Source organism: Mesorhizobium sp. M1050, from assembly GCF_040318715.1.
Taxonomy (GTDB): domain Bacteria; phylum Pseudomonadota; class Alphaproteobacteria; order Rhizobiales; family Rhizobiaceae; genus Mesorhizobium.
This window is the reverse complement of sequence record NZ_JAMYMV010000081.1, coordinates 1-24,636: the sequence shown is the minus strand read 5'-3', so window position 1 is coordinate 24,636 and position 24,636 is coordinate 1. Positions and strand designations below refer to the sequence as shown.

Below are 24,636 nucleotides of genomic sequence, written 5' to 3'. Positions count from 1 at the left end.
GCGGTCGCGCAAAAGCGAGCGTGCGTAGCGGCGCAGGCGTGGTATTTCGCCAAGGATTGCTGCCTTCTTTTCGTCCATGACCGCTGTTTCTGAGGTCGCCCTTGTTGATCCGATTGAACGCGCCTTCCGAGCGCGGCGCAAGCGGCCAGCGCGAAGCGGTCCGCCGCCCCGGTCACCCAAGCAATGAGATAACGACATGACCGGCTAAATTATTCCCGGCAGAAAACTGAGAGGGTATCTCGTCTTTCCGCACGATAGACGAAAACGCATCCGGCAGAATTGAAAATCCGCCCGGGAGAATGTATATTCAAAATCGTATATTCTGTATATTCAACTTAAGATATACGTCTGACGAGGAAGCCGAGTATGTCGCTTTACATCCGTGATGACGAGGTCGACGCGCTGGCTCGCCAGTTGCAGTCTGCGATCAAGGCGCCGACAAAGACGGAAGCGGTCCGGATTGCCCTCAAGCGCGAGCTTGAACGGACGAACGCCGTCCTTCCATTGAGCGAGCGCATCAAGAAGTTTCAGGACGCTGCAAGCGCGCTTGGTCCTCGTGACCCGAACTTCGACATGAAAAAATTCATGGACGAAGGATGGGGAGAACCTGATGTTCCTTGATGCTTCGGCTATCATCGCGATCCTCCTGCAGGAGGCAGATGCGGACAGTCTGCTAGAAAAAGCTGAACGTGCCGACAAGCTCTATTTTTCTCCGAGCTCCGCATTCGAAGCAATCATTGGGATAGCCCGCAGTACATCCCTGGCGGAAAACGGCGACCAAGCCCTGACACCAGCAGTCTTAATCGATCGGTGCCAAACGATCGTTGTAGGCTTCCTGGCCGAGCTTAGAGCTGTAGAGATACCAATAGATGCACGCATCCGCGAACTCGCCATCAAAGCCGCTCGCGACTATGGCCGATATGTGGGCCATCCCGCCAAGCTGAATTTCGGAGATTGCTTCAGTTACGCGTGTGCCAAGGCTCACCGGATACCGCTGCTCTACAAGGGCAACGATTTTTCGCAGACCGACCTGGCTTGAGCCCTACCCGACTTCAGATTTGGCCGCCCGCGTCAGCAGCCGCTGATAGAACAGACCGATGCCGATCAGCACGGCGCCGAGGCCGATGAAGGACAGTGCCCTGAGCACACCTTCCAGCTCCGACATGTCGAAGATGAAGACTTTCAGCACGGCGATCGCGATCAGCGCGGCGGAGGCAATGCGCAGCACCTGCGACTTCAGCCATACGCCGGCGGTGAGCAGTGCGACGCCGATGATCAGCCAGAGCGCCGAATAGGTGTAGGTCTCCAACTGGCCGAGCCCGCTCCACAAGCCGATGAACTCGCCCTTGAACAGCCGCCTGACCGACAGTGTGGCATAGGCGAAGGCAAGCAGCGCCGCCACCAGCGCCAGCATCTGCGCATACCATTTCGGCCGCTTGTCCCTGGTGTAGAGCGCCAGCCCGCCGGCAGCGATGGCCGGCAAGAGATAGGCGAGGAACAACAGGTTGAACACCGGGATCCGGCCGGTCGATTCGTCTGACAACAACGGGTTCAGCACCACGAAGTGCCGGATGACGATGAAGGCGACCGAAGCCACACCGGCGGCCATCGAACCATAGCGCAGCACCGAGCTTGGCGAACGCATGTCGATGGCGACCAGGATGGCGCCGGCGCCGATGGCGATCAGCGTGTAGATCGCCTGTTCGGCGAGCGTCATAGCACCCGTGTCGATGACGCCCCCATGCATGGCATGGCGCACCAGCATGGCGAGCGTCAGCAGCGCAAACAGTGCCGCTGCTGCTTCCATAGCCAAGCGCGGCCTGCCATTGCCAGCCATTGGTAGTGTGGGGGTGGTGCGCGCGAGCTGCCAGGCGGCGAAGCCGAAGGCCAGCGCCGGCACACCGTAGCCCGGCAGCAGCCAGTTGAACACCGGTGTCGTGGAGAGGAACTCCGCACCGACGATGGTCGGGTCGAAGGCGACGCGGCCAAGCACTGCGATCACCGCGCCGACCGAAATCCAGCCGAGCACCGGATAGGAGCGCCAGCGCGTCGCCAGCGCCGGCACGATGGCCGCCGCACCGAGCAGGATGGTGGTCCAGCCGGAATCGAAAGCCATATGCAGCATCAGGAGACCGGCGACGGCCGCGCCGCCCAAGGCAAACGACACCGCGACACGGCCTGTGAGCGGCGGCACTTCGGCCCGCGCGATCCACTCGCCGCCGGCGGCGAAAACGACGACCAGCAGTGCCGCGACGGCGGCATAGACAAAGTCGCGGTCGAGATTGCCAAAGGTGAACCAGAGCGCCAGCAAGATGACCAGCGGCACGATGACGCCCCATGCCGCCCATGAGGCGGCGCGGATCTTCTTTCCGCCCGCGAACCTGCGCGCGGCCCAGAAGCCGGTGCCGATGAAGACCAGGCCAAGTGCGATGCCTATGCGCATTGTCAGCGCATTGGACATGGCCACTGGCAGTCCATCGACGCCCAGCGCCCCGCCCGAAAGGTCGGAAACGATCGATGTTGGGGGGATAATGCCGAGGTAGATCAGCACGGTGACCAGTCCGGCGGCATAAAGCAGCGGCAGCGCCAGCGGGCGATAGAGCGCCACGGCCACCATTGCGGCGATCACCACCGCGCCCGGCAAGGCATAGCCGGCGGCGGCGAAGACCGGGTCGACCGACAGGCCCAGCGCCGAAAATGCGACGAACAGGCCAGGCACGATGGACGGCCAGTCGAAAACGCTGGCTTGCACGGCTTCATCGCCACGGCGGGCGAGCCAGACAAGGGCGAGCACGGCCAGCGTGACGGCGTCGATGAACAGGATGGCGGAGAGGTTCGCCTCCGGCGCATCGGTCATGTAGAGGATGGTCCAGGCACCGGTGCCGAAAAAGGCCGCCGCCATCAGCGCCTTCCAGTCGCGCATGCGGGCGATGATTCCGGTGGCGGCAAGCACGATCGCGAGATAACCGAACAGCGCCCAGGGATTGGGCGCCTGCGAGGCGACCAGCACCGGCGTCACCATGGCGCCGACGAGGCCGATGCCGGCAAGCGCCTGACCATGGACAAGGGCTGCTGCAATCGTCGCAACGCCGATGGCGCCAAGGAGCGTGAAGGCGAGCGCCGGGCCGATGAAGCCATAAATGCCGTGCGCGGCATAGACGGTGCCGAACAGGATGAAGGCACCGGCGGCGGTCAGAATCGCTGGAATGTAGGCGCCGGCAACGCCTTGCACCGGCACTCTAAAGCCTGTGCGACGGATGAACTCGCCGCCGGCGATCAGCACCAGGCCGAGCGCCGCGGCCATGGTCAGCCTTACGCCGGGGCCGAAAATACCGGCCTCTATGGTGTAGCGGATCAGGAACAGGCCTCCCAGCGCCAGCGCGATGCCGCCGACCCAGACCGCCCAGCGGGTGCCGAGTGCCGTTTCGACATCTGACTGGCGGGCGGCTCTCGCCGGAGCGGTCGGCGCGGAAGGTTCCGCTGCCTTCGGTGCCGTCTCGCTTGGCGCCCATGGCCCGGCCTTCGGGGCTTCCTCTTCCGTGGCGGGCGGCGCCTGTGCGACCACAGGCTCGCTTATCGCTGGCGAGGAAATGTCGGCCGCGGCCGGAGCCACATCGGCACGCGCGCTGTCGGGTGGGGCCTGTTCGGACGGCCTGGCCTTGGACGGCACGACGCCTGAAAGCACGAGGCTGCGCAGCGCCCCAAGCTCGCGCTCGATCAGGCCGATGCGGCTTTGCTGGCGCGAAACGATGACGAACAAGGCGATGATGGCGACAAGGCCGATCAGGCTCTCAAACATGGCGGTTCCCCCAAACCAGGCCGGTTTTCGCTGTCAGTTTCAGTGACACTCAAATGCGGCGGCCAAACGGCCGCAAAACTCAAACTGCCGTCAGATTGGCGGCCGGAAAGATCGAGCATGTTTCGGTGCCGAAAGCCAGCAGCTTGCCGCCGGCATCCTTCAACGTCGCCTCCGATACGGCCAATGTGCGACCTTTGTGAATGACTTTGCCCTCGCAGACCACCTCGCCGGTTTTCGGCGTGATGGGTCGCGTCAAGTTCACCTTGAACTCCGCCGTCGTGTAGGCCTCGCCCTTTTCGAGCAGGGTCTGCACCGCGCAGGCCAGGGCCGAATCGAGTAGAGTCGCCGCCCAGCCGCCATGTACGCCGCCCAGCGGGTTGAGGTGGCGCTCATTGGGTACGCCGCGAAACACGGCACGGCCTTCCGACACTTCGGTCAGCGCGAAGCTGAGCTGGAAGGAGATTGGCGGCGCCGGGTACTTGCCGTCGACGATGCGCTGCAGCAATTCCAAGCCAGTGTATTTCAGGATGTCGGCATGCGGAATGGTCCCGAGGCCGAGCGGCGAGACCCGGCCCGGATAAAGCTCGACCTCGCTCATGTGGAGATTTCTCTGGCCGCATCCTCGCCGGCTATGGTCTTGCCGCGCGCGTGGTGTTTGCGCAACGCGGCAAGGAAGCCGGCGCGAGCGTCGGGCGGCTCGATGCCGCGCGGCTCATAGACGTGGCGGGTGAAGAAGAAACCGGTCAGCCGGAAGGCGTCTTCGACATCAGTCGGATCCGCGCGCAGGCCGGAGCCGCGTTGCAAGAAGGCCGGCAGAGCCAGCATCTTGTCGCGCCAAGGTGCGCCTGCTTCACGCGATACAGCGCGACCCGATTTTGGCGAGACATAGGCCAGGTCCTGCCGCGTGCCGGTAGCGGCGCATTGACTGAGATCGAGGCCAAAGCCGAGTTCGTCCAGAACCAGAAGCTCGAAGCGCGCCACCAGTTCGCCGGCGGCATCGGCATCGTCGAGATGGGCGATCATCACGGCAAGCGTTTCATAGAGACCTTCATGCGCGTCGCGCTCGGGCAACAGCCGCAGATGCGCGGCCATGGTCTGCAGCCCGTAGACGGCGACGGCGCTGTCCATCAGGCGGGCCGCGTTCATCTCTATCGCTTCGGCCTGGAACGTGCCGAGATGCTCGTCAAGGCGCGCCCGCCACAACAGGTCGACACGATTGCCCGGTTGGAGAACAGGCTGCTGCTTGCGCGAACGGCCGCCCCGGACGAGGCCGAGATGACGGCCATGCGTACGGGTCATCACCTCGAGAATGGCGCTGGTTTCGCCATGCTTGCGGGTGCCGAGAATGATTCCCTCGTCGCGCCATTCCATGCCCTAAGCATTTCACCGGTTGGATGGCGAAATCAAGGGTTGGGTTTGATGCTTGACGGGCTGATGCCGGCACAGCGCATAAAAAAACCGCCCGCAGCATATCGCTGCGGGCGGGCTGGTAAGGTCAGTCGATCCGTTAGAACGAGCGCTGGAAGCGGAGAATGCCGCCGACGCTGCTCTTCTTGTTAGCCTTGGTCCAGTTGTTGAAGTCGGCGTCCTCGAACTTACCAGCATTGAGGTAGTCGACTTCAGCCGTGACCGTAAAGCCGGGGACAACGGTATAGGCAACGTTAGCGGCGACGCCGAGGTTCTTCCAGTCGTCATAAGAGACCTGGGCGTTGAACGCAGTCTTCTCGTTGAACTTGTAGGTGCCGCCGCCCCAGACTGCCCGGTTGCCGCCCCACTGCTTGTAGAAGCCGCGACCACTGGCATCGATGGCGTTGCCCGCATTGTCATTGAGATTGTCGTCCGTGCCGTAGCCGCCCATGATGAACAACGTCAGTTCCTTGCTCACGTTGACGTCCAAACGAACCTTGCCGGCCACTTCCTCGTAATTGCTGTCATAGGCGACGACGCCCGTGACCGCACCCCAGTCGCCCTTGTACTTCAAGCCGCCGACGACATGCGGAACATAGCTGTCGATGGTGCCGATCTTGCCGGCGCCTTCTTCAAGAGAGACCAACCCCGTGAGGCCGTTGCCTCCGTCGAAGTAGTACTGAACGACGTTGCTCTCCTGCCCGCCATACGGAACCAGCGTGTCCTGGATGACGTTGCCGGCGTAGCCGATGAACGTATCGAAAGCAGTATCGTCCTTGCCGACGCGCAGGCCGCCGAGCTGAATCCAAGCGAAACGCAGCGAGAGAGACTTGTTACGGCCTTGCCAGTCGTTCGCGTTGGTGGCGCTTTGATCAGAATAGTCGCCGCTGCTGTTGCCGTAGTTGAAGCGGGTCTCGGTGTAGGTCTTAAGGGTACCGAGCTCGGTCTCCTGACCGGTCCAAGTCTTCAGTGTGAAGCGTGTGTTCTTGTAATAGGTCGAATGAGTGCTGTCGCTCTGATGGTCAGGGACATGGTTGACACCATCAAGCGAGCCGGCATCGCCGACGCCGATGTCATAACGGACATAGCCGCCGATGCGCAGGCAGGTCTCGGTGCCCGGAATGTAGAAGTAGCCGGCGCCGTAGACGTCGCAGATCTTGACGTATTCGGCCGGTTCCGGTTCGGCGACGACGACAGCGTCCGCGGCGCGCGCGCCACTGACCGCGACAAGTGCCGCGGCTGAGCCGAGAAGGAGGCTCTTGATATTCATTTTCTGACCTCTCCAGTCAAAGTTTTAAATGGCTTTCGGATTTGTGGCTGGCGGCAATGTTTTCCCGCCTCATCCCCACAACGAAAAAAGGCTCGCACCGCGCCCCCTTTTCGAGCGCGAACATATCCATCGAACTTCTGCCTTCAATGACGATTTCTGAAATAACGGCGATTCCTTGAAACAGTTTAATTCCGTGTTGCACAAATAACACTTATACATTTCTCGATGGCACAATCGGCACAACGTCATATATTCAATATATATTCCGATAGTTTCGCGGATAACCATATATTTCAACCAGAGAACGCCGAACAATATCGGCCCGTCCTATCGAAATAACGGAATCTTTCAGACATCAATCGGGGTTCTTGGCCGCATCGCCCTGGCGCGTCAGGCCCGCTGCGCGTGTTCGGCAAGCACTTCGTCGATCACATATCGGGATTTCTCAAACTCGACCGGATTGACGTCTATCTGCCCGGCAACGGTGATCAGCGCCTTCCAAAGCGTCCAGCCACGACCGCGCGCCCACATCGCCTGATCAGCCGGAACGCCGGCGCGGAACGCTTCCCGGCTTTTGCCTTCAAACAGCGTCCATGCAATCGCCAGATCGCAGGCCGGATCGCCGACGCCAGAAGTTCCGAAGTCGATCACCGCGCTCAGCCGGCCTTGCCTGACCAGCAGGTTTCCCCAACTGACGTCACCGTGGAACCAGACCGGCGCGCCGTGCCATGTTGCGGCAAGCGCTGCCCCAGACCGCGCTGGCGGCGGCGGTATCGATCTTGCCGTCGAGGGTAGCAATCGCTTGCCGCGCTTCGTTGTCATAGACGGTCAGCGGTCCGCCCCGAAAGAAGTTGTGCTGTCCCGGCGCCGGGCCGCCTGTGGGATCGATACGCCGCAAGGCAACCAGGAACGCGGCCAAATCCGTCGCGAATTGCGGCAGGCTGGCGATGCGCTCCCGCTTTGCCGTCTCGCCCTCGATCCAGCGGTAGATGGACCAATGCCAGGGATAGTTTTCAGCCGGAACTCCCATCGCCAACGGCACGGGGATCGGCAACGGCAGCGATGGCGCCAGCCTTGGCAACCAGCGGTGCTCCTTTTCCACTTGCAGGGAATAGGCCGCGGCGCTCGGCAACCGCACGGTCATCTCGTCGCCAAGATGGAAGGTCCTGTTGTCCCAGCCGCCAAACTCGACCGGCCTGACCGCAAGATCCTTCCAGCGGGGAAATTGAGTGGCGACCAGTCGGCTGACAAGCGCTGTGTCGATGTTCAGCCTGCTGGCCATGGACCGGAAGCGGACTTGTTGAGCATGGTCTCTTCCGGTTCCCGCTACGTCTCGTCGCGTGGACTTTCGGGTCGGGATTCTTCCTTATCGCGGAAACTCAAGTCCCATCTCCCGGTAGCGTTCCGGGTCGTCGCCCCAGTTCTCGCGCACCTTGACGAACAGGAACAGGTGCACCTTCTGTTCGAGGATGCCGGCTATCTCCATACGCGCCGCTTGGCCAATGGCGCGGATGGTCTCGCCCTTGTGGCCGAGCACGATCTTCTTCTGGCTGTCGCGCTCGACATAGATAGTCTGGTCGATACGCACCGAGCCGTCCGGCTTCTCTTCCCATTTCTCGGTTTCGATATGCGAGGAATAGGGCAGTTCCTGATGCAGCCTGAGATAAAGCTTTTCGCGGGTGATCTCGGCGGCGAGCTGGCGCATCGGCAGATCCGAGATCTGGTCTTCCGGATAGTACCATGGGCCGGCCGGCAGAGCCTCAGCCAGATAATCGAGCACGTCCTTGCAACCGGAGCCGGTGAGCGCCGAAACCATGAAGGTGCGCTTGAACGGCACCCTTTCGTTGGCCGCCGCCGACAAGGCCAGCAGCGCCTCGTGCTTGACGCGGTCGACCTTGTTGAGGATCAGCACCATAGGCTGTCGCACATCTTTCAACCGTTCGAGGATGGCGTCCGCGTCGCCCCGGATACCGCGCTCGGCGTCGATCAAAAGCAGCACGATATCGGCGTCCTTGGCGCCACCCCAGGCGGTAGTCACCATCGCCGTGTCGAGCCGCCGCCTCGGCTTGAAAATGCCGGGCGTGTCGACGAATACAATCTGCGCATTGTCATGAGTGGCAATGCCGCGCACGATGGCACGGGTCGTCTGCACCTTGTGCGTGACGATCGACACCTTGGCGCCGACCAGCTGGTTGACCAGCGTCGACTTGCCCGCATTGGGCGCGCCGATCAGAGCGACGAAGCCGGAATGCGTGGGGGCAGCTTCCGTTGCCGGCCCTTCGGTAGCGGTCATGCCGCACTCCCTTCTCTAGAGCGCCCCGCGCCCTCCGTTTTTTGAGCCGATGCGGTTGCCCAGACGCCTTCGCGCAAAAGAAACGCCGAAGCCGCTGCTTCTTCGGCGGCCCTGCGTGAGCCGCCGGTGCCGCTTATCGGCGCAAAGCCGCGGACCTGCAAGGACACCGTGAAGACAGGTTGATGGTCCGGGCCTTCGCGCCTTTCGATCACATATTCGGGGCGTGCATCGCTGGTCTTGGCAATCCATTCCTGCAAATCGGATTTCGGATTGAGCGGCTTTGTCACCACCGACCGCGAGCGCGGTTCCCAGTAACGCAGGACAAACCGCCGCGCGGCCTCGATGCCGCCGTCGACGTAGACCGCCGCGATCAGCGCTTCGACCGCATCCGCCAGATAGTTTCCGCCCGAGCCACGCGACCGCATCTTCAAGGCAGCGTCGGCCCGGACCAGATCCTCGAGCTGCATTTCGATGCCGATCTCGGAGCATGTCTTCGCATCGACCAGCGCGTTGAAGCGCGGCGCGATTTCACCTTCCGGGGCGTCAGGGAACTTTTCGAAAAGCATATCGGCGACGACGAGCCCAAGCACGCGATCGCCAAGGAATTCCAGACGCTGATTGTTGCTTGCCGCCTTGACCGCACTGGAATGCGTCAAGGCGGTCTCAAGCAAGCGGATATCTTTGAAGACGTGGCCGGTCTTGGCCTTCACCAAACCGGCCAGTGTTTCGCCTGTCGGGCGCTTCAAAGCCATCAATTGACGAAGTGGAACAGGCGCGAAGCACGCATCAGCGACGGCCATTTCCAGATTTCGAGCGGGCTCGCCTTGCCGGCGATAGAGAAGAAAACAAGATTGGCGCGGCCAACCAGATTTTCCGCGGGAACGTAGCCGACAGTGAAACGGCTGTCGGCGGAATTGTCTCTGTTGTCCCCCATCATGAAATAATGGCCGGGCGGCACGTCGAATTCGCGCGTATTGTCGCCGATCGAGTTCGAATTCAAGTCGAGCGTGTCGTAGCTGACGCCATTGGGCAAGGTCTCGCGATAGACGTCGATAGGGCGCGATTCCTCGGTAATGTCGGGATTGTCGATCTGGCCGGTTTTCACGCGCGGCACGCCTTCGCCGTTGATGAAAAGTTGGCCGTCCTTGACCTGGATCTTGTCGCCGGGCAGGCCGATAACGCGCTTGATGTAGTCGACGGACGGATCCGGCGGGAACTTGAACACCACAACATCGCCGCGCTTGGGCTCGGAGCCCCAGATGCGGCCCGAAAAGATGTCGGGACCGAAAGGCAGCGAATAGCGCGAATAGCCGTAGGACCATTTGGTGACGAACAGATAATCGCCTTCCAGAAGCGTCGGCCGCATCGATCCCGATGGGATCGAAAAGGGTTGGAACAAGAGCGTGCGGATGACCAGGGCGAGCAAAAGCGCCTGCACGATGACGCTGACGGTCTCGCCAAGGCCGCCGGATTTCTTCACAGTTTTTTCAGCCACGCTCATGTCGTCCTCGATTGTGCGTTGGATGGTATAGAGTCTCGGCGCGCGCTGGGCAACGTCAATGCCAGTCGTCAGATGCAATCAATGTGGCGCTTCTTCGACGGGCAACGCCTCGATGATCACAAAGGCTTGGGCGAGCGGGAAATCGTCCGTGATTGTGAGATGGATTGCCGCCCGATGGCCGTTTGGCAGGATTTTGGCCAGTCGCGCCTGTGCGCCTCCCGTCAGCGCCATGGTCGGCGCGCCGCTGGGCATGTTGACGACACCCATGTCGCGCCAGAACACGCCCTGCGCCAGACCGGTGCCCAGCGCCTTGGCACAGGCCTCCTTGGCAGCGAAGCGCTTGGCGTAGGACGCCGCACGCGCCCGGCGATTCTCGGAGCGGGCCTCTTCGACCTCGGTGTAGATTCTCTGGATGAAACGCCGACCGTGACGTTCCAGCGACTTCTCGATGCGTCTGATATCGATCAGGTCGCTGCCGATGCCGATGATCATCGTGCGGCGGAACCGATGCTGGCGCCAGGATGAGACGATTGCTGATGTCGGCGTGCACGCTCGGCCAGGCGCTTGCGCCGCTGCTCGCGGAAAGCATTCATGCCCCAGCGCGTGACGCCATAGAACAGCAGTCCGAACACCAACCCGAGAGGAATCGCGCCGATCAGCATCGGCTCAAGGATAGGTTTCCACAATTGCGCAAAGGACAGGCTATGCAGCATCTCGCCCAGATGTGCCGGCGGCCCGTGCTGCGGCAGGCGATCATGCAGGATGAGCTTGCCTGTTTCCCAGGAGGCGCCCCACAGCAGAGGAAATGTCAGCGGATTGCCGAAGAACACCGCGCCGAGTGCCGCCGCGACGAGATTGCCGGCAATCACCCAGCAAAGGACGGCGGCGATGATGAAATGGAAGCCGACGGGAAAGAACGAAGCGAAGACGCCGGCAGCGACGCCGGCCGCCACCGCGTGCGGTGTGGCCTTCAGCCGCAGGATGCGTTTGGAAAAATATTGAAGGGAGCGCGAAAACGAGCGGCGCGGCCAAAGGTAGGTGCGCACCCGTTCGAATAGGCCATCAGGCTTGCGGCGTCGAAAAAGCACTCTGTTCCCGTTCCACAGCTTCCGCGCCGGCACTTTCAGCCGGACGTGACAGCCACATCTTGCGCTTGACGATCACCCTATGGCAATCGCAACCTTGATATAGCGACGCGCTGGCGGGAGAACAACCAAACCCTTTCGTGCGCGCTTGTTGCCGCCTTCGCGGTGGCAGTCCTTGCTTCGAACATTGGACAATAGCGGCGAATTTAAGGAACGGACAGTCGGATCGCCGAAAGGCGTAGCCTGGCCTGCGGCTATGGGAGGTATTCGCTGACCTCGATCAGATTGCCGTCCGGGTCGCGGAAATAGACCGACATCATCGGTCCTCGGGCCCCGACACGTTCGACCGGACCTAGTTCCACCACCACATCATTGGCAGCAAGATGGGTGCTGACTTCGCCCAACGGCCGGTCTGTGATCAAGCAGAAGTCGCCCGAGCCCGGCGTCGGCGCCTTGGCTTTCGGCTCGAAGGTGCGGCTAACCTCATGCACATTGATCTTCTGGGTGCCGAAAGCCAGTGCTGTCGGCCGGCCCGGCGTATCGATGCGTTCAAAGCCCAGCACGCGCTGATAAAAGTCACAGGTCACTTCCAGCGAAGCGACCGTCAACACGAAATGATCGATGCCGGCTATCATATCCAATTTGCGTTCATGCATCTCGTTGCCCCAAAACCGCTGCACACTTTTGGGCGACATGGATGGTCAGATGTTGCGGCTGCCGGGCTTGATCGCCGGGATGGCGGCTAGCTCCGGCGGCAGCCGGTCGGCCGGATAGGCCGGAACCTCATATTCGGCGAGTGCGATCAGCGGCACGCCGACATCCGTCTTGCCGGCCGAACGGTCGATGATGCAGGCCGCGGCAACCACTTCGGCGCCAAGCTCGCGCAGGCACGCGATGGTCTCACGGATCGACAGGCCGGTGGTGACGATGTCCTCGACGATGACGACGCGCGCGCCCTTGGTGATCTCGAAGCGGCGCAGGCGGAACTCGCCCCCTTCCCGCTCGACCCAGATCGCCGGCACGCCGAGATGGCGCGAAGTCTCGTACGCCGGGATCAGCCCGCCGATTGCCGGGCCGACGACGTAGTCGATCTCGCCGGGCACGCCAGCGCGGATCTTCTCGGCCAACGCCGTGCACAGCCGTTCGGTCTTGTCGGCATGCATGAACACGCGCGCCTTCTGCAGGAAGACCGGACTGCGCAGGCCCGAGGTCAAAATGAAATGCCCTTCCAGAACAGCACCGGCCTCGCGGAAAATGTCCAGCACTTCATCAGTGTTCATTGTTTGCTCCATGCGGTGAATGGTGAATGGTGAATGGCAGTGAGCACCTTACTTTACTATTTACTATTTACTATTTACTATTTACTATTTACTATTTACTATTTACTATTCACTATTCACTATTCACTATTCACTATTCACTATTCACTATTCACCCGTTCACACGCCGTGCGTCGCTGACGCTCGTATTATCCTTGAGCTGCGACAGCAGCCGGTTGAGATGCTTCAGATCCCAGACCTCGAGATCAATCAGCATCTCGGTGAAGTCGGGCGCGGTACGCACCATCGACAGCGTGTGGATGTTGGCGTCGTTCGATGCCACCACCTGGGCGATATCGGCGAGCGAACCCGGTGCATTGATGGCGGTGACCGAGACGCGCGCCGGAAAGCGTTCCTTGGTGCGCTCGTCAATGTCCCAGCGCACGTCGATCCAGCGTTCTGGCTGATCGTCGAAAGCCTGCAGCGCCGGCGACTGGATCGGATAGATGGTGATGCCGGTGCCCGGCTGGACGATGCCGACGATGCGGTCGCCAGGGACCGCGCCTTCCGGCGCGAAACGCACCGGCAGGTCGCCGCGCACGCCGCGGATCGGCACGGCGCCATCACGTGGCTGGTCCTTGTCCTTGCGCGCGGCGCGGCCCGGAATCTGGAACAGCATGCCGGCGGCATTGCGGATCTTCGACCAGCCCTCCTCGCGGGGCTTGGGTGCAGCCGTGGTGATGCGCTCGTCCTTGTAGTCGGGGAATACTGCCTTCATGACGTCGGCGGAGGCAAGCTCGCCACGCCCAACTGAGGCCAGCACATCCTCGATGTCCTTGCGCGCCAACCGGTGCAGCACCTGCTTCAGGCTCTCCTTGGTGAAAGTCTTGCCGGCGCGCTCGAAGGCGCGTTCCAGGATGCGGATGCCGAGACCTGAATATTGCTTGCGGATGGCGTTCTTGGTGGCGCGGCGGATGGCCGAGCGCGCCTTGCCGGTGACGACGACCGATTCCCACGCCGCCGGCGGCACCTGTGCCTTGGAGCGGATGATCTCGACCTCGTCGCCGTTCTTCAGTTCTGTCATCAGCGGCATGATGCGCCCGTTGACCTTGGCGCCGACGCACGTGTCACCCACATCGGTATGCACCGCATAGGCAAAGTCGATCGGTGTCGCGCCGCGCGGCAGCGCAATCAGCATGCCTTTCGGGGTGAAGCAAAATACCTGGTCCTGGAACAGCTCCAGCTTGGTGTTTTCGAGGAAATCCTCGGGATTGTCACCCTCGGCAAGCTGCTCGATGGTGCGCCGCAGCCAGGCGTATGCGTTGGTCTCTTTCGAGATCGCATGGGCGGCACCGTTCGTCTTGCCGCCGGTATCCTTGTAGATCGAATGGGCCGCAACGCCGTATTCGGCAATCTTGTTCATCTCTCGGGTGCGGATCTGCAGCTCGACGCGCTGACGCGAAGGCCCGACGATCGTGGTGTGGATCGATCGGTAATCATTCTGCTTCGGTGTCGAAATGTAATCCTTGAAGCGGCCCGGCACCATCGACCATGTCGTGTGAATGGCGCCAAGCGCCCGGTAGCAGTCCTCGATGGTGTCGACGACGACGCGGAAGCCGAAAATGTCTGACAGCTGCTCGAAGGACAGCGCCTTGGCCTCCATCTTGCGGAACACAGACCACGGCTTCTTCTGACGGCTTTTCACGCTGGCATTGATCGCATGCTTCTCGAACAGCCCTGACAGCGCCTTTTCGATCTCGGACAGCACACCCTTATTGCGCTCGAAGATTTCGGCGAGCCGGGCAGTGACGGCGCGATGGGCCTCCGGATTGATGAAGCGGAAGGCGATCTCCTCGAGCTCTTCGCGCATGCCTTGCATGCCCATGCGGCCGGCCAGCGGCGCATAGATGTCCATCGTCTCCTCGGCGATGCGCAGGCGCTTGGCCTCCGGCATATGGTCGAGGGTTCGCATGTTGTGCAGGCGGTCGGCGAGCTTGACCAGAAGCACGCGGACATCTTCCGAAATCGCCAGCAGAAGCTTGCGCAGGTTTTCCGCCTGCTCGGCCTTCTTCGACACGAGGTCGAGCTTCTTCAGCTTGGTCAGTCCCTCGACCAGCTTGCCCATTTCGGGCCCGAACAGCTCATCGATCTCGGCCCGTGTCGCCGTGGTGTCCTCAATCGTGTCGTGCAGCAGGGCGACCGCGATCGTCGCCTCGTCCATATGCATTTCGGTGAGGATGGCGGCGACTTCGAGTGGATGCGAGAAATAGGGATCGCCGGAAGCGCGTTTCTGATGGCCATGCTTCTGCATGGCATAGACATAGGCCTTGTTGAGCAACGCCTCGTTGACGTCAGGCTTGTAGCGCTGGACGCGCTCGACAAGCTCATACTGACGCATCATGGGCGGGATCTCGCAGCGGTGAAATGATTGATGCGCCGCACTAGCGTACGGCGCACCTCATAGATAGCCACGAAACTGACTGGACGGAAGTGCCGGAAACGTATTCCAGGCAGGTCCAGAGCGCTCGCTTAGTAGTCGTCACTCTTTTCCGGCGGTACCAGGCCCTCGATGCCGGCCAGAAGATCTTCCTCGGTCATGCGATCGAAGGTGATGTTCTCCTCGGTGTCGTCGGCGTCGGTGGCCGCGACAGCGGCGCCGGTCTGATCGGCAATCGCCTCGCCATCAGCTTCGGGCTCGTCGACCTCGACATGCTTCTGCAGCGAATGGATCAGATCTTCCTTGAGGTCGTCGGGCGACAGGGTCTCGTCGGCGATCTCGCGCAGCGCTACGACCGGGTTCTTGTCGTTGTCACGCGGCACGGTGATCGGTGCGCCCTGGCTGATCTGCCGGGCGCGGTGGCCGGCCAACAGCACCAGCTCGAAGCGGTTGTCGACCTTGTCGATGCAATCTTCAACGGTTACGCGGGCCATGGATGCCCCTTTCATGCGATGGATTTGATGGAAAACAGGCGCGGTCCATAACCCGAACGCCGCCAAAATACAAGCATCATGGCAATGGCGGGACTGCAGGGCGCTCATTCTCTGGGTCAAACACCCGATTCCGCAAAATCAGCCTGTACGTATGCGTTCGGTGTTCCGATCACAATTGCTTGCTGTGCTGCGACACGCCCTTGGATTGCCGCGAAACTGGCGCTATCTCGGATGGCATAGAGGTCAGCCGGTTTATTATGAGCCTGACCGAACGTCGCTATCGCATTTCGTTAAGACGGCCATTTATTTCGAGAAGGAATAATTTTCCATGTTCGACCCTCGTGAAAAAATCGCCCTATTCATCGACGGCGCCAATCTCTATGCGACGTCGCGCGCGCTAGGCTTCGACATCGACTATCGCAAGCTTCTGGCGAGCTTCCAGAAGCGTGGTTATCTGCTGCGCGCCTATTATTACACGGCGCTGGTCGAGGATCAGGAATACTCCTCGATCCGTCCGCTGATCGACTGGCTCGACTATAACGGCTTCAAGGTGGTTACCAAGCCGGCCAAGGAATTTACCGACTCGACGGGCCGCCGCAAGATCAAGGGCAATATGGACATAGAGCTCACGGTCGATGCGCTGGAACTCGCCGATGTCGTCGACCACTACGTCATCTTTTCCGGCGACGGCGATTTCCGCACACTGGTCGAGGCGCTGCAGCGGCGTGGCCGCAAGGTGTCGATCGTCTCGACCATGGCCTCTCAGCCGCCGATGATTTCCGACGATCTGCGTCGCCAGGCCGACCATTTCATCGACCTGACGACACTGAAGAACGAGGTTGGCCGCGATCCGTCCGAGCGGCCGGTGCGCCGGCCAGAGCCGGCCGAAGTCGACGAGGACGACTATTGAGGCCGGTCGCTTTGACCGCCCGTTCCGCATCCGAACCCGATCGCGATTGCCCGCTCTGCCCACGGCTGCATGATTTCATCGCCGAGTGGCGGCAGCGCGAACCGTCCTGGTTCAATGCGCCGGTGCCGACTTTCCTGCCGCCGGAAGGCGATGCCACGGTTCGGTTGCTTATCGTCGGACTGGCGCCTGGCTTGCGCGGTGCCAACCGTACCGGACGCCCTTTCACCGGCGACTTTGCCGGCGACCTGCTCTACTCGACCCTGATTTTGCACGGCTTTGCACGCGGCGAGTTCAAGGCTCGGCCGGATGACGGACTGGAACTGGTCGGCACGGCGATCACCAATGCGGTGCGCTGCGTCCCGCCGGAGAACAAACCGGCGGGCGCCGAAATCGCCACATGCCGGACGTTCCTGGTGCCGACAATTGCCCGGTTCCCCAACCTGCGCGCCATACTGTCGCTGGGATCGATCGCGCACCAGTCGACCGTGCGGGCACTGGGTAGGCGTGTCGCCGCCTATCCGTTCAAGCATGGCGGACAACTGCCGGCCGGGAACATCACGCTGTTTTCGAGCTATCACTGCTCACGCTACAACACCAATACCGGCGTGCTGACCGAGGCGATGTTCGTTGGTGTTTTCAGCCAGATAGCGACATTCCTGCGGACGTAGCGGATGTTCTGCGGGAATAGAGTCTCGCGTCGGCAGACTGTCAGCGCAGCGGCGCAGACAGCACGTTCAACACCGCTGGCCCACCCTGCAGCACATTCAGGTCGACATCGCCTTCGACGCCGTCGACGCGACCCTTGTTGTGGTATTGCCAGAAGACCCAGTCGTCACGGTCCGGCTCCTGAAGCAATGAGCGAAGCCAAAGCGGGCGCGCAGTGATGCGCCCGGCATAGGTCCGCGCGGCCTCGTCGGTCAGATAGATGATTGCCGGCTTGCCGAACGCCGCCTCGACAGGCGAGAGGAACGCCGCCAGTTCGGCGCTAAGTTGCTCCGGCGTTGGCCGCTGCGGACAGTTGCCGCCGAACTCGATGTCGACGACCGGCGGCAGCAAGGGCCGATCGCGTGGTACCACCGAGATGAAATTCTTCGCCTGGTCGGCACCTGGCCGGCAGAAGGTGAAGAAATGATAGGCGCCGACAGCCAGACCGGCGGCGCGGGCCTCTTCCAGATTCCTCGCGAAGGCATCGTCGATGTGGTCACCGCCTTCCGTCGCCTTGATGACGGCAAAGGCGACATCGTCGGCGGCAACGCGCCGCCAGTCGATCCTGCCCTGATGATGGGAGACGTCGATGCCCCTGACCGGATATCTATCGCGGTCCGGCGAGAATGATCTGAAATAGAAATAGCCGCCCGCTGCGACCAAACATATCACGGCAAGGCTGGCCAAACCCACGAGGACAATCCGGTTCTTCAAACGAATGGCCCCAGCCTACCCGCGCTGTTTTACCTACCCACGCTCTTTCAAGAGCCGACCCTTCTCGCGCGACCAGTCGCGCTGCTTCTCGGATTCGCGCTTGTCGTGCAACTTCTTGCCGCGACCGACCGCGAGCAGCAGCTTTGCGCGGCCCTGATCGTTGAAATAGATTTTCAGCGGCACCAGTGTCATGCCTTCGCGGTCGACGCTTTGCGCCAGTTTCGCCATCTCGCGCTTGTTGAGCAGCAGCTTGCGGCGCCGGCGCGGCTCGTGGTTGAACCGGTTGGCCTGCAGATATTCCGGCAAATACGAGTTGATCAGCCAGATCTCGCCGCCTTCGACCGAGGCATAGCTGTCCTGGATGTTGGCCTGGCCCTGGCGCAGCGACTTGACCTCGGTGCCGGTCAGCACCAGACCGGCCTCGACCGTGTCGAGCACCTCGTAGGAAAACCGCGCCTTGCGGTTTTCCGAAACAGTCTTGTTGTTGGGATCGGCTTTTCTGACTTGATTCATGATGTGGAGAGGTGGCGCCTCATCGCTAATTAATCAAGCCGGCGTGCTTCATCGCCGCATCGATCTTCTCTGCGGTCGATTGTTCGATCGTGACCAGCGGAGAGCGCAGCACATTCTCGACCTTGCCCAGTTGAGACAGCGCATATTTCGCGCCGGAAACGCCAGGCTCGACGAAGATCGCCTTGTGCAGCGGCAGCAAACGGTCCTGTAGTTCCAGTGCCTTCGCGCTGTCGCCGGACAGGGTCGCCTCCTGGAATTCGGCACACAGCCGCGGCGCGACGTTCGAGGTCACCGAGATGCAGCCGACGCCGCCATGTGCATTGAAACCAAGCGCCGAAGCGTCCTCGCCCGAAAGCTGGATGAAGTCCTTGCCACATGTCGCGCGCTGCTCGGAGACCCGTTCGACCTTGCCGGTCGCATCCTTGACGCCGACGATGTTCTTGAAGTCGTGCGCGAGCCGGCCCATCGTCTCCGGCATCATGTCGATCACCGAGCGCGGCGGGATGTTGTAGATGATGATCGGCAGCTTGGTCGCCCTGGCGACAGCCGCGAAGTGCTCGTACAGGCCGCGTTGTGTCGGCCTGTTGTAATAGGGCGTGACGACCAGAGCGGCATCGGCGCCGGCCTTCTCGGCATATTGTACCAGGCCGACGGCTTCCTCGGTATTGTTGGAACCGGCGCCGGCGACGACCGGAACGCGTCCCTTGGCAACCTCGATGCACACCTTGACGACCTGGCGATGCTCGTCATGCGACAGCGTCGGCGACTCGCCGGTCGTGCCCACGGGAACCAGTCCCGCCGTGCCCTCGGCGAGTTGCCATTCGACGAACGCGCGAAAGGCTTTCTCGTCGAAACGCCCGCTCTTTTCGAACGGTGTCACGAGCGCAGTAAGCGAGCCTCTCAGCATATCGTCCAACTCCTTGGGACTTCATTGTTTATGCAGGCCATCGTCCCAAAACCGGTATCCAGTTCTTGGGCGACATGCATCGGTGTTTTGTCGTGCGCGCCTTCTAGCCGAAAGCGAAGCGGCGCACCATAGTCTCGACATTGTTGCGCGGCAAGCATTGCCATGGTGCCAGCAGCGCAATTCGAACGACCTCGCTAACTCTTTGTTTACGAGCTCTTCACGACCTAAGTTTAGGCTTCGAACCTTCTCGGCCTCCTGGTAGAATGCCAGGACAGGGAAAGACGTAAAGATCATGCTGGCCAGCCGGCCTCACCTCTTCGCGCTGCTTGGCGCCACGCTCGCGCTGATGCCGGGCATGGCGATCGGCGGTAGCGTCGATGTACAGCTCACTTCGGCCATTCCGTTGCCAAGCTCGGCCATTCCGATGCCCGGTCTGCGGGACAAAGCGCAAGAAGATACCTCGCCCGGCGTCGCCCTTTTGAAGAGCGGGCTGGATGCGCTAGCGGCTGGCGACAGTACCAGCGCCCGTGCGGTACGCGATGCCCTTCCCGCCCATTCGCTCGACCAGCACATCCTTGCCTGGGCGATCGCGCTTTATGGCGGCGACAAGGTTCCGAGCGGCGACATAGCCGCCGCGGCGAAGATGCTGCCCAACTGGCCGGGCACCGTCGCGCTGCGCAAGAACAGCGAGCGCGCACTTTATCGCGAGAACCCTGCCCCAGACGTCATCATTGCGGCATTCGACGGCAGCCAGCCGCAGACATTCGAAGGCGTGATGGCGCTTGTCCGCGCCTATGTGGCATCGGGCAACGTCAAGGCGGCGCGTTCGGTGCTGTCGCCGTTCTGGCGCACCGCGATCCTGGAGGCCAAGGATGAGACGGCGCTGATCAAGGAGTTCGGCAGCTTGATCCCGGCTGCCGATCACCGTTTTCGCATGGAGCGCATGTTCTATGCCGACCGCGCAAATTCCGCACTGCGTATCGCCGATCTCGCCGGCGCGCGCCAGCTTGCGGACGCCTGGGCAGCGGTCGGTAAAGGGGACAAGAGCGCTGCCAAACTGCTGAAGGCGGTGCCGGCGGCACAACGTTCGGCCGGCTATTTGTTCGCGCAAGCCGAATATCGGCGCAAGCAACAGGATTTTGCCGGCGCCGCAGCCATTGTTACGCAGGCACCGACCGATCGCGATGCACTGGTCGATCCTGATGCCTGGTGGGTCGAGCGCCGCGTGTTGTCGCGCGAACTGGTCGACCAGGGCGACATGAAGACGGCCTACCGGATCGTCGCAAGCCACGCCGCCGAAAGTGCCACCAATGCGGCGGACGCCGAATTCCATGCCGGCTGGTACGCGCTGCGTGGCCTGAACGACCCCAAGCTCGCGGCAACGCATTTCGAGCTCATCGCCGACCTAGCGCAGGGGCCAATGACGCTGTCGCGTGCCTATTACTGGCTCGGCCGTGCGGCGGAAGTCGGTGGCCCGGGCAACGCCAAGGACTATTTTGCACGCGCCGCTGCCTATGGAACGACATTTTACGGCCAGCTTGCCGCCGAACGTGTCGGCCGGCAGGCGCTGAACATCGTCTATCCCTCGCCAAGTGCCGCCGACCGGCAGACTTTTGCCGGCCGCGAGGCGGTCAGCGCCATCAAGCGGCTGCAAGAAGCAGGCTACGACCGCTACGCCGAGACGCTCTATCGCGACCTTGCCGGGCAGTTGACCAGTCCGGGCGAACTGGCACTGCTGGCTGTGCTTGCGGAAAAGCAAGGCAACCATTTCATGGCGCTGAAAATCGGCAAGATCGCCGGCGCGCGTGGCATCGATGTCGGCGCGCTGTCGCATCCGCTCGGCGTCATTCCCGATTCGGCCGACATTTCCGGCTCGGGCAAGGCGCTGGCCTATGCGATTGCGCGCCAGGAAAGCGAGTTCAATATCGGCGCCGTGTCGAGCGCAGGCGCGCGCGGGCTGCTGCAGCTGATGCCGGGAACCGCCAAGCAATTGGCGAAGAAGGCCGGATTGCAGTTTTCGCAGATGCGGCTGACCACCGACGCCGGCTATAATGCGACGCTGGGCGCCGCGTTCCTCGGCGAGCAGCTCGAACGCTTCAACGGCTCCTACGTACTGACTTTCGCCGGCTACAATGCCGGCCCAAACCGGGCCAGCCAGTGGGTGGCCCGATACGGCGACCCGCGCGGTAAGGACATCGATGCGGTCGTCGACTGGATCGAGCGGATTCCCTACACAGAAACAAGAAGTTACGTGCAGCGCGTGATGGAGAATTACGAGGTCTACAAGATGCGTATTTCGGGCAAATACGACATTGTTGGAGACCTGGTGAACGGGCGGAATTGAGGCATGATAGGTGTGACCGCCTTCTTGTTGCGGTATTTGCCCAGCGCTCTACATCTTTGAGTCGAGTCCCTTCACGTCCCCCTCTGCCCTACCGGGCATCTCCCCTGCAAGTGGGGAGATCGAATGTCACGCCGGCCTTTGCCAATCTCCAACACCACAGGATGGGCTGAGCGCCGACGCTGCCAATCTTCCTCCTTGCGGGGGAGATGGCCGGCAGGCCAGAGGGGGTGCTGTCCCGCCAAATTTCAAAATTTCCCGCGCTACTTCCTTCAATTTGACCGTCCGTGCCGCCGCCTGTAGCAGTCGCAGACGATCTACACGACGGAGGAATCCGCATGCCAAACCACGAAGGCTTTTCCGATTTTTTCTATGCCTCAACGGATGGGCTCAAGCTTCACGCCCGGATTTATGGCGAGGCAAATGCCACCGGTTGGCCGGTCGTTTGCCTACCCGGGCTCACCCGCAACGCGCGCGACTTCCATGAGCTCGCGCTCTACCTTTCAGGCAGCGCGAAGCAACCGCGCAAAGTCATCGCTTTCGACTATCGCGGGCGCGGGGAATCCGCCTACGATCCCGACTTCAAAAACTACAATGTCGGCGTCGAGGCTGGCGACATCCTTGCCGGGCTGGCGGCGCTCGGCGTCAATGAGGGGGCCTTCATCGGCACGTCGCGCGGCGGGTTGATCATCCATGTGCTTGGGATGATGCGGCCGGCTACGCTGAAAGCCATTGTTTTCAACGACATCGGCCCGGTGATCGAGGCGAATGGGCTTGCCCATATCCAGTCTTATCTCGAGCGCGAGCGGACACCGAAAACCCGCGCACAGGCGACTGCCGCCCAGCGCAGCGTGCATGGCAAGGACTTCCCTGCCCTTGCCGGGGCGGATTGGGATCGGATGGTATGGGCCCTCTACCGCGAAACGGACGGTGGCCTGGTGCCGGATTTCGACCCGAAGCTGGTCGACACAGTTGCCAGTCTCGACCTGACGCAGCCGCTGCCTGATCTATGGCCGCAATTCGAGGCGTTGGCCGCGATTCCTCTGCTCACCATACGCGGCGCCAATTCGAAGTTGCTGTCCACAGACACGCTGCAACGGATGAGAGAGCGCCATTCCAAGATGGAAGCGATAACCGTCGCGGGTCAGGGCCATGCACCATTCCTCGAGACCAGCAGCCTGCCCGACGACATTGCAGCTTTTCTCGACCGGGCCGAACAGCAGAATAGCCCTGAATAAAGTCCAAGAAGAAACAGCGTCCCGCCAAAACTACTATAGTATAGACTTGCTCTTCCAGTCGCTATTTGGCTTTTGCACTTTTCCTGGGCGCTTTCGGCAATTCCTTTGCCGCAGCGGCTTCGCCCCTTGGTTTCCGCGCTGCGGTCGGCGACGAAGGCACCGTCACAGGCGATGAAAACACGGAGCCTTGCGCGCAGTTGCCGGCCGGCTGGGCCGATCGAGGCGTTTCCAGCACGATGACACAGCCGTCGAGATCGTTGGTGGCCAGATGCGCGTAGCGCATGGTCATCGACAGCGTCTGGTGGCCTAGCCACATTTGCACGCGCCTGATGTCGATGCCGCCCTGGACAAGACGCGAGGCGCAGGTGTGGCGCAATATGTGCGGCACCACCTGGTCGTCGGCGCCGAGGCCGACTTCGGCCTTTGCATCGTTCCAGATGGCACGGAACTGTGCCTGGCTGAGCTTGGTGAACGGTCCCTTGGGCCGGCGGCCTTCGGCGGGCGGCAGCTTGATGACCTCCTTGACCCGCTCGGTCATCGGAATGGTGCGGCTGCGACCGGATTTGGTGATCCAGAAACTGACGCGATGCTCCTGAATGTCATTCCAGATCAGCCCGAGCGCCTCACCGAGACGGCATCCGCTATCGACCAGGAAGACGGAAAGCCTATAAGCGTCCTCGCTGCGGCTCTTGATGGCGGCGAACAGCCTGGCCTCTTCGTCTCTCTCGAGGAAACGAATCCGCCCCGCCCGCTCCTTCTGGCGGCGGAACTCGGGCAGGCTGTGGATATCTCCCATTTTATGAGCCTTGCGCAGCAGTTTGCTGAGAGCAGCCATCTTTCGATTGATGGTTGCGTTGCTGTTGCCGCGCTGGCGCAAGGTGCCGATAAGGTTGTCCAGGGTACTCTGGTCAAAGGCGCTGAAACGCTCCCCAAGGAGAATCTCATCTATTTCGCCGATGAACGAGCTGACATTATACTTATGCCGCCCATCATCCCACAATATATCCCGATATGCTGAAAAAAGATCTCCAACCCTATGCGATTTTACTTCTCTTATCTTGTTGTACGTGTATTTAAACTTCGAATTTTGAGAAGAGAATACCGCAAAATGATCAGAGGGAATACCCTCTTGAATAGCTTCGTTTGTCATTGTGAGCCACGCCCCCCAGTGGATTAGGTCCAGACCTAGCCGCTCGGAGACGTCCTTTCAAGAGTTTTAAGTCGGACGGTCGATTTCATCCACCCGAGGGGGATCCCACGAAATCACCTTCAGACCTTTTCAGCTACCGATTCCCCCTTTTCCTTCTTCCTGACCAAGTCCAGTCACGAAACAAAAACAGCCCGGGCGTTGAAGCGCCCGGGCTGGATTTCACCTGTAAGGAACCAGCCCTTAGAACGAGCGCTGGAAGCGGAGGATGCCGCCAATGGCGCTATCCTCACCGGCCGGAATGCCAGTCCAGTTGGAGTCGCCTTCATTGACGTAGTCGACTTCGGCCGTGACCGTGAGACCAGGAACGACGTCGTAGGCGATGTTCGCCGCCACGCCGAGGTTCTGGTCCTCGTCATACGAAATCTGGGTGTTGAACGAGGTCTTCTCGTTGAACTTGTAGGTGCCACCGCCCCAGATCGCCCAGTTGCCGCCCCACTGCTTGAAGAAGCCGCGACCGCCAGCCGGAATGGCCCAGGTCGGATCCGAGAGATTGTCATCGGAACCATAGCCGCCCATGACCCACAGCTGTATGGCGTCGCTGGCATTCACGTCC

At 61.4% G+C, this 24,636-nt stretch carries 24 protein-coding genes and 1 pseudogene; 6 read left to right on the top strand and 19 right to left on the bottom strand.

Translation table 11 applies throughout. The annotated features are described in order from the left end of the window. Positions 1-366: 366 nt before the first annotated feature. Both NKH57_RS29070 and NKH57_RS29065 read left to right on the top strand, forming a co-directional pair. Positions 367-621, top strand: coding sequence for a type II toxin-antitoxin system VapB family antitoxin (locus tag NKH57_RS29070; RefSeq protein WP_023762078.1), 255 nt, complete (start codon positions 367-369; stop codon positions 619-621). Next, on the top strand, positions 611-1,039 hold the full coding sequence (locus NKH57_RS29065; RefSeq protein WP_023762079.1) for a type II toxin-antitoxin system VapC family toxin: 429 nt from the start codon (positions 611-613) through the stop codon (positions 1,037-1,039). Before NKH57_RS29070 ends, NKH57_RS29065 begins: the two co-directional genes overlap by 11 nt. A 3-nt stretch (positions 1,040-1,042) precedes the next feature. On the opposite strand, the gene NKH57_RS29060 is transcribed toward NKH57_RS29065, so the two are convergent. The 14 genes and pseudogenes from NKH57_RS29060 to rpoZ form a co-directional block, all read right to left on the bottom strand. Then, the gene (locus NKH57_RS29060) at positions 1,043-3,799 is read right to left on the bottom strand and encodes a DUF2339 domain-containing protein (RefSeq protein ID WP_352949544.1); all 2,757 of its coding nucleotides are present in this window, start codon (positions 3,797-3,799) and stop codon (positions 1,043-1,045) included. Positions 3,800-3,878: 79 nt separating this feature from the next. Then, positions 3,879-4,397, bottom strand: a complete 519-nt coding sequence (locus tag NKH57_RS29055; RefSeq protein ID WP_352599208.1) for a PaaI family thioesterase — start codon at positions 4,395-4,397, stop codon at positions 3,879-3,881. Beyond that, positions 4,394-5,170 (bottom strand): DNA repair protein RecO, encoded by a 777-nt coding sequence (recO, locus tag NKH57_RS29050; RefSeq protein WP_352949542.1) that lies wholly within the window; start codon positions 5,168-5,170, stop codon positions 4,394-4,396. Before recO ends, NKH57_RS29055 begins: the two co-directional genes overlap by 4 nt. A gap of 136 nt (positions 5,171-5,306) precedes the next feature. After that, positions 5,307-6,476 (bottom strand): porin, encoded by a 1,170-nt coding sequence (locus NKH57_RS29045; protein ID WP_352949540.1) that lies wholly within the window; start codon positions 6,474-6,476, stop codon positions 5,307-5,309. 390 nt (positions 6,477-6,866) lie between these two features. Next, positions 6,867-7,758: pseudogene (locus NKH57_RS29040) on the bottom strand (aminoglycoside phosphotransferase family protein). An 84-nt stretch (positions 7,759-7,842) separates the two neighbouring features. Continuing rightward, a complete protein-coding gene (gene era / locus NKH57_RS29035; protein WP_352599217.1) occupies positions 7,843-8,769 on the bottom strand; it encodes a GTPase Era in 927 nt (308 codons plus the stop codon). Then, entirely contained in the window at positions 8,766-9,521 is a 756-nt protein-coding gene (gene rnc, locus NKH57_RS29030; protein WP_352728203.1) for a ribonuclease III, read from the bottom strand. Before rnc ends, era begins: the two co-directional genes overlap by 4 nt. Next, on the bottom strand, positions 9,521-10,270 hold the full coding sequence (gene lepB / locus NKH57_RS29025) for a signal peptidase I (protein WP_352599221.1): 750 nt from the start codon (positions 10,268-10,270) through the stop codon (positions 9,521-9,523). The genes rnc and lepB overlap by 1 nt, the downstream gene beginning before the upstream one ends. Before the next feature lie 78 nt (positions 10,271-10,348). Then, on the bottom strand, positions 10,349-10,762 hold the full coding sequence (gene acpS, locus NKH57_RS29020; RefSeq protein ID WP_023762088.1) for a holo-ACP synthase: 414 nt from the start codon (positions 10,760-10,762) through the stop codon (positions 10,349-10,351). Then, positions 10,759-11,358, bottom strand: a complete 600-nt coding sequence (locus tag NKH57_RS29015; protein WP_352599223.1) for a DUF2062 domain-containing protein — start codon at positions 11,356-11,358, stop codon at positions 10,759-10,761. The genes acpS and NKH57_RS29015 overlap by 4 nt, the downstream gene beginning before the upstream one ends. A 251-nt stretch (positions 11,359-11,609) precedes the next feature. Further along, positions 11,610-12,011 (bottom strand): VOC family protein, encoded by a 402-nt coding sequence (locus NKH57_RS29010; protein WP_352949538.1) that lies wholly within the window; start codon positions 12,009-12,011, stop codon positions 11,610-11,612. Positions 12,012-12,056: 45 nt separating this feature from the next. Beyond that, positions 12,057-12,635, bottom strand: a complete 579-nt coding sequence (pyrE, locus tag NKH57_RS29005; protein ID WP_352949536.1) for an orotate phosphoribosyltransferase — start codon at positions 12,633-12,635, stop codon at positions 12,057-12,059. Positions 12,636-12,786: 151 nt separating this feature from the next. Further along, positions 12,787-15,015 carry a RelA/SpoT family protein gene (locus NKH57_RS29000; protein WP_023762093.1) on the bottom strand — a complete coding sequence of 743 codons (2,229 nt, stop codon included), beginning with the start codon at positions 15,013-15,015 and terminating at the stop codon, positions 12,787-12,789. Positions 15,016-15,143: 128 nt separating this feature from the next. After that, positions 15,144-15,545 carry a DNA-directed RNA polymerase subunit omega gene (gene rpoZ, locus NKH57_RS28995; RefSeq protein WP_023762094.1) on the bottom strand — a complete coding sequence of 134 codons (402 nt, stop codon included), beginning with the start codon at positions 15,543-15,545 and terminating at the stop codon, positions 15,144-15,146. A gap of 328 nt (positions 15,546-15,873) precedes the next feature. On the opposite strand from rpoZ, the gene NKH57_RS28990 reads away from it, so the two are divergent. After that, positions 15,874-16,455, top strand: coding sequence for a LabA-like NYN domain-containing protein (locus tag NKH57_RS28990; protein WP_023762095.1), 582 nt, complete (start codon positions 15,874-15,876; stop codon positions 16,453-16,455). Between the two features lie 11 nt (positions 16,456-16,466). Continuing rightward, positions 16,467-17,123 (top strand): uracil-DNA glycosylase, encoded by a 657-nt coding sequence (locus tag NKH57_RS28985; protein WP_352599227.1) that lies wholly within the window; start codon positions 16,467-16,469, stop codon positions 17,121-17,123. Between the two features lie 40 nt (positions 17,124-17,163). Here the strand turns inward: NKH57_RS28985 and NKH57_RS28980 are convergent, their stop codons facing one another. The 3 genes from NKH57_RS28980 to dapA are packed head-to-tail and all read right to left on the bottom strand — an operon-like array spanning position 17,164 to position 19,294. Continuing rightward, on the bottom strand, positions 17,164-17,874 hold the full coding sequence (locus NKH57_RS28980) for a glycoside hydrolase family 25 protein (protein WP_352949533.1): 711 nt from the start codon (positions 17,872-17,874) through the stop codon (positions 17,164-17,166). A 33-nt stretch (positions 17,875-17,907) separates the two neighbouring features. Beyond that, positions 17,908-18,387, bottom strand: a complete 480-nt coding sequence (gene smpB, locus NKH57_RS28975) for an SsrA-binding protein SmpB (protein WP_256745670.1) — start codon at positions 18,385-18,387, stop codon at positions 17,908-17,910. Positions 18,388-18,412: 25 nt separating this feature from the next. Continuing rightward, positions 18,413-19,294, bottom strand: a complete 882-nt coding sequence (gene dapA, locus NKH57_RS28970) for a 4-hydroxy-tetrahydrodipicolinate synthase (RefSeq protein WP_352949531.1) — start codon at positions 19,292-19,294, stop codon at positions 18,413-18,415. A 292-nt stretch (positions 19,295-19,586) separates the two neighbouring features. Here dapA and NKH57_RS28965 point away from each other — a divergent pair, with 292 nt between their 5' ends. Further along, positions 19,587-21,638, top strand: coding sequence for a lytic transglycosylase domain-containing protein (locus NKH57_RS28965; RefSeq protein ID WP_352949529.1), 2,052 nt, complete (start codon positions 19,587-19,589; stop codon positions 21,636-21,638). A 335-nt stretch (positions 21,639-21,973) separates the two neighbouring features. Beyond that, a complete protein-coding gene (locus NKH57_RS28960) occupies positions 21,974-22,873 on the top strand; it encodes an alpha/beta fold hydrolase (RefSeq protein WP_352949527.1) in 900 nt (299 codons plus the stop codon). A 61-nt stretch (positions 22,874-22,934) separates the two neighbouring features. Here the strand turns inward: NKH57_RS28960 and NKH57_RS28955 are convergent, their stop codons facing one another. Together NKH57_RS28955 and NKH57_RS28950 are read right to left on the bottom strand one after the other, a co-directional pair. Then, entirely contained in the window at positions 22,935-24,023 is a 1,089-nt protein-coding gene (locus NKH57_RS28955; protein ID WP_352728191.1) for a tyrosine-type recombinase/integrase, read from the bottom strand. Positions 24,024-24,263: 240 nt separating this feature from the next. Then, the coding region (locus NKH57_RS28950) for a porin (RefSeq protein ID WP_352949525.1) at positions 24,264-24,636 on the bottom strand (373 nt) is incomplete at its 5' end.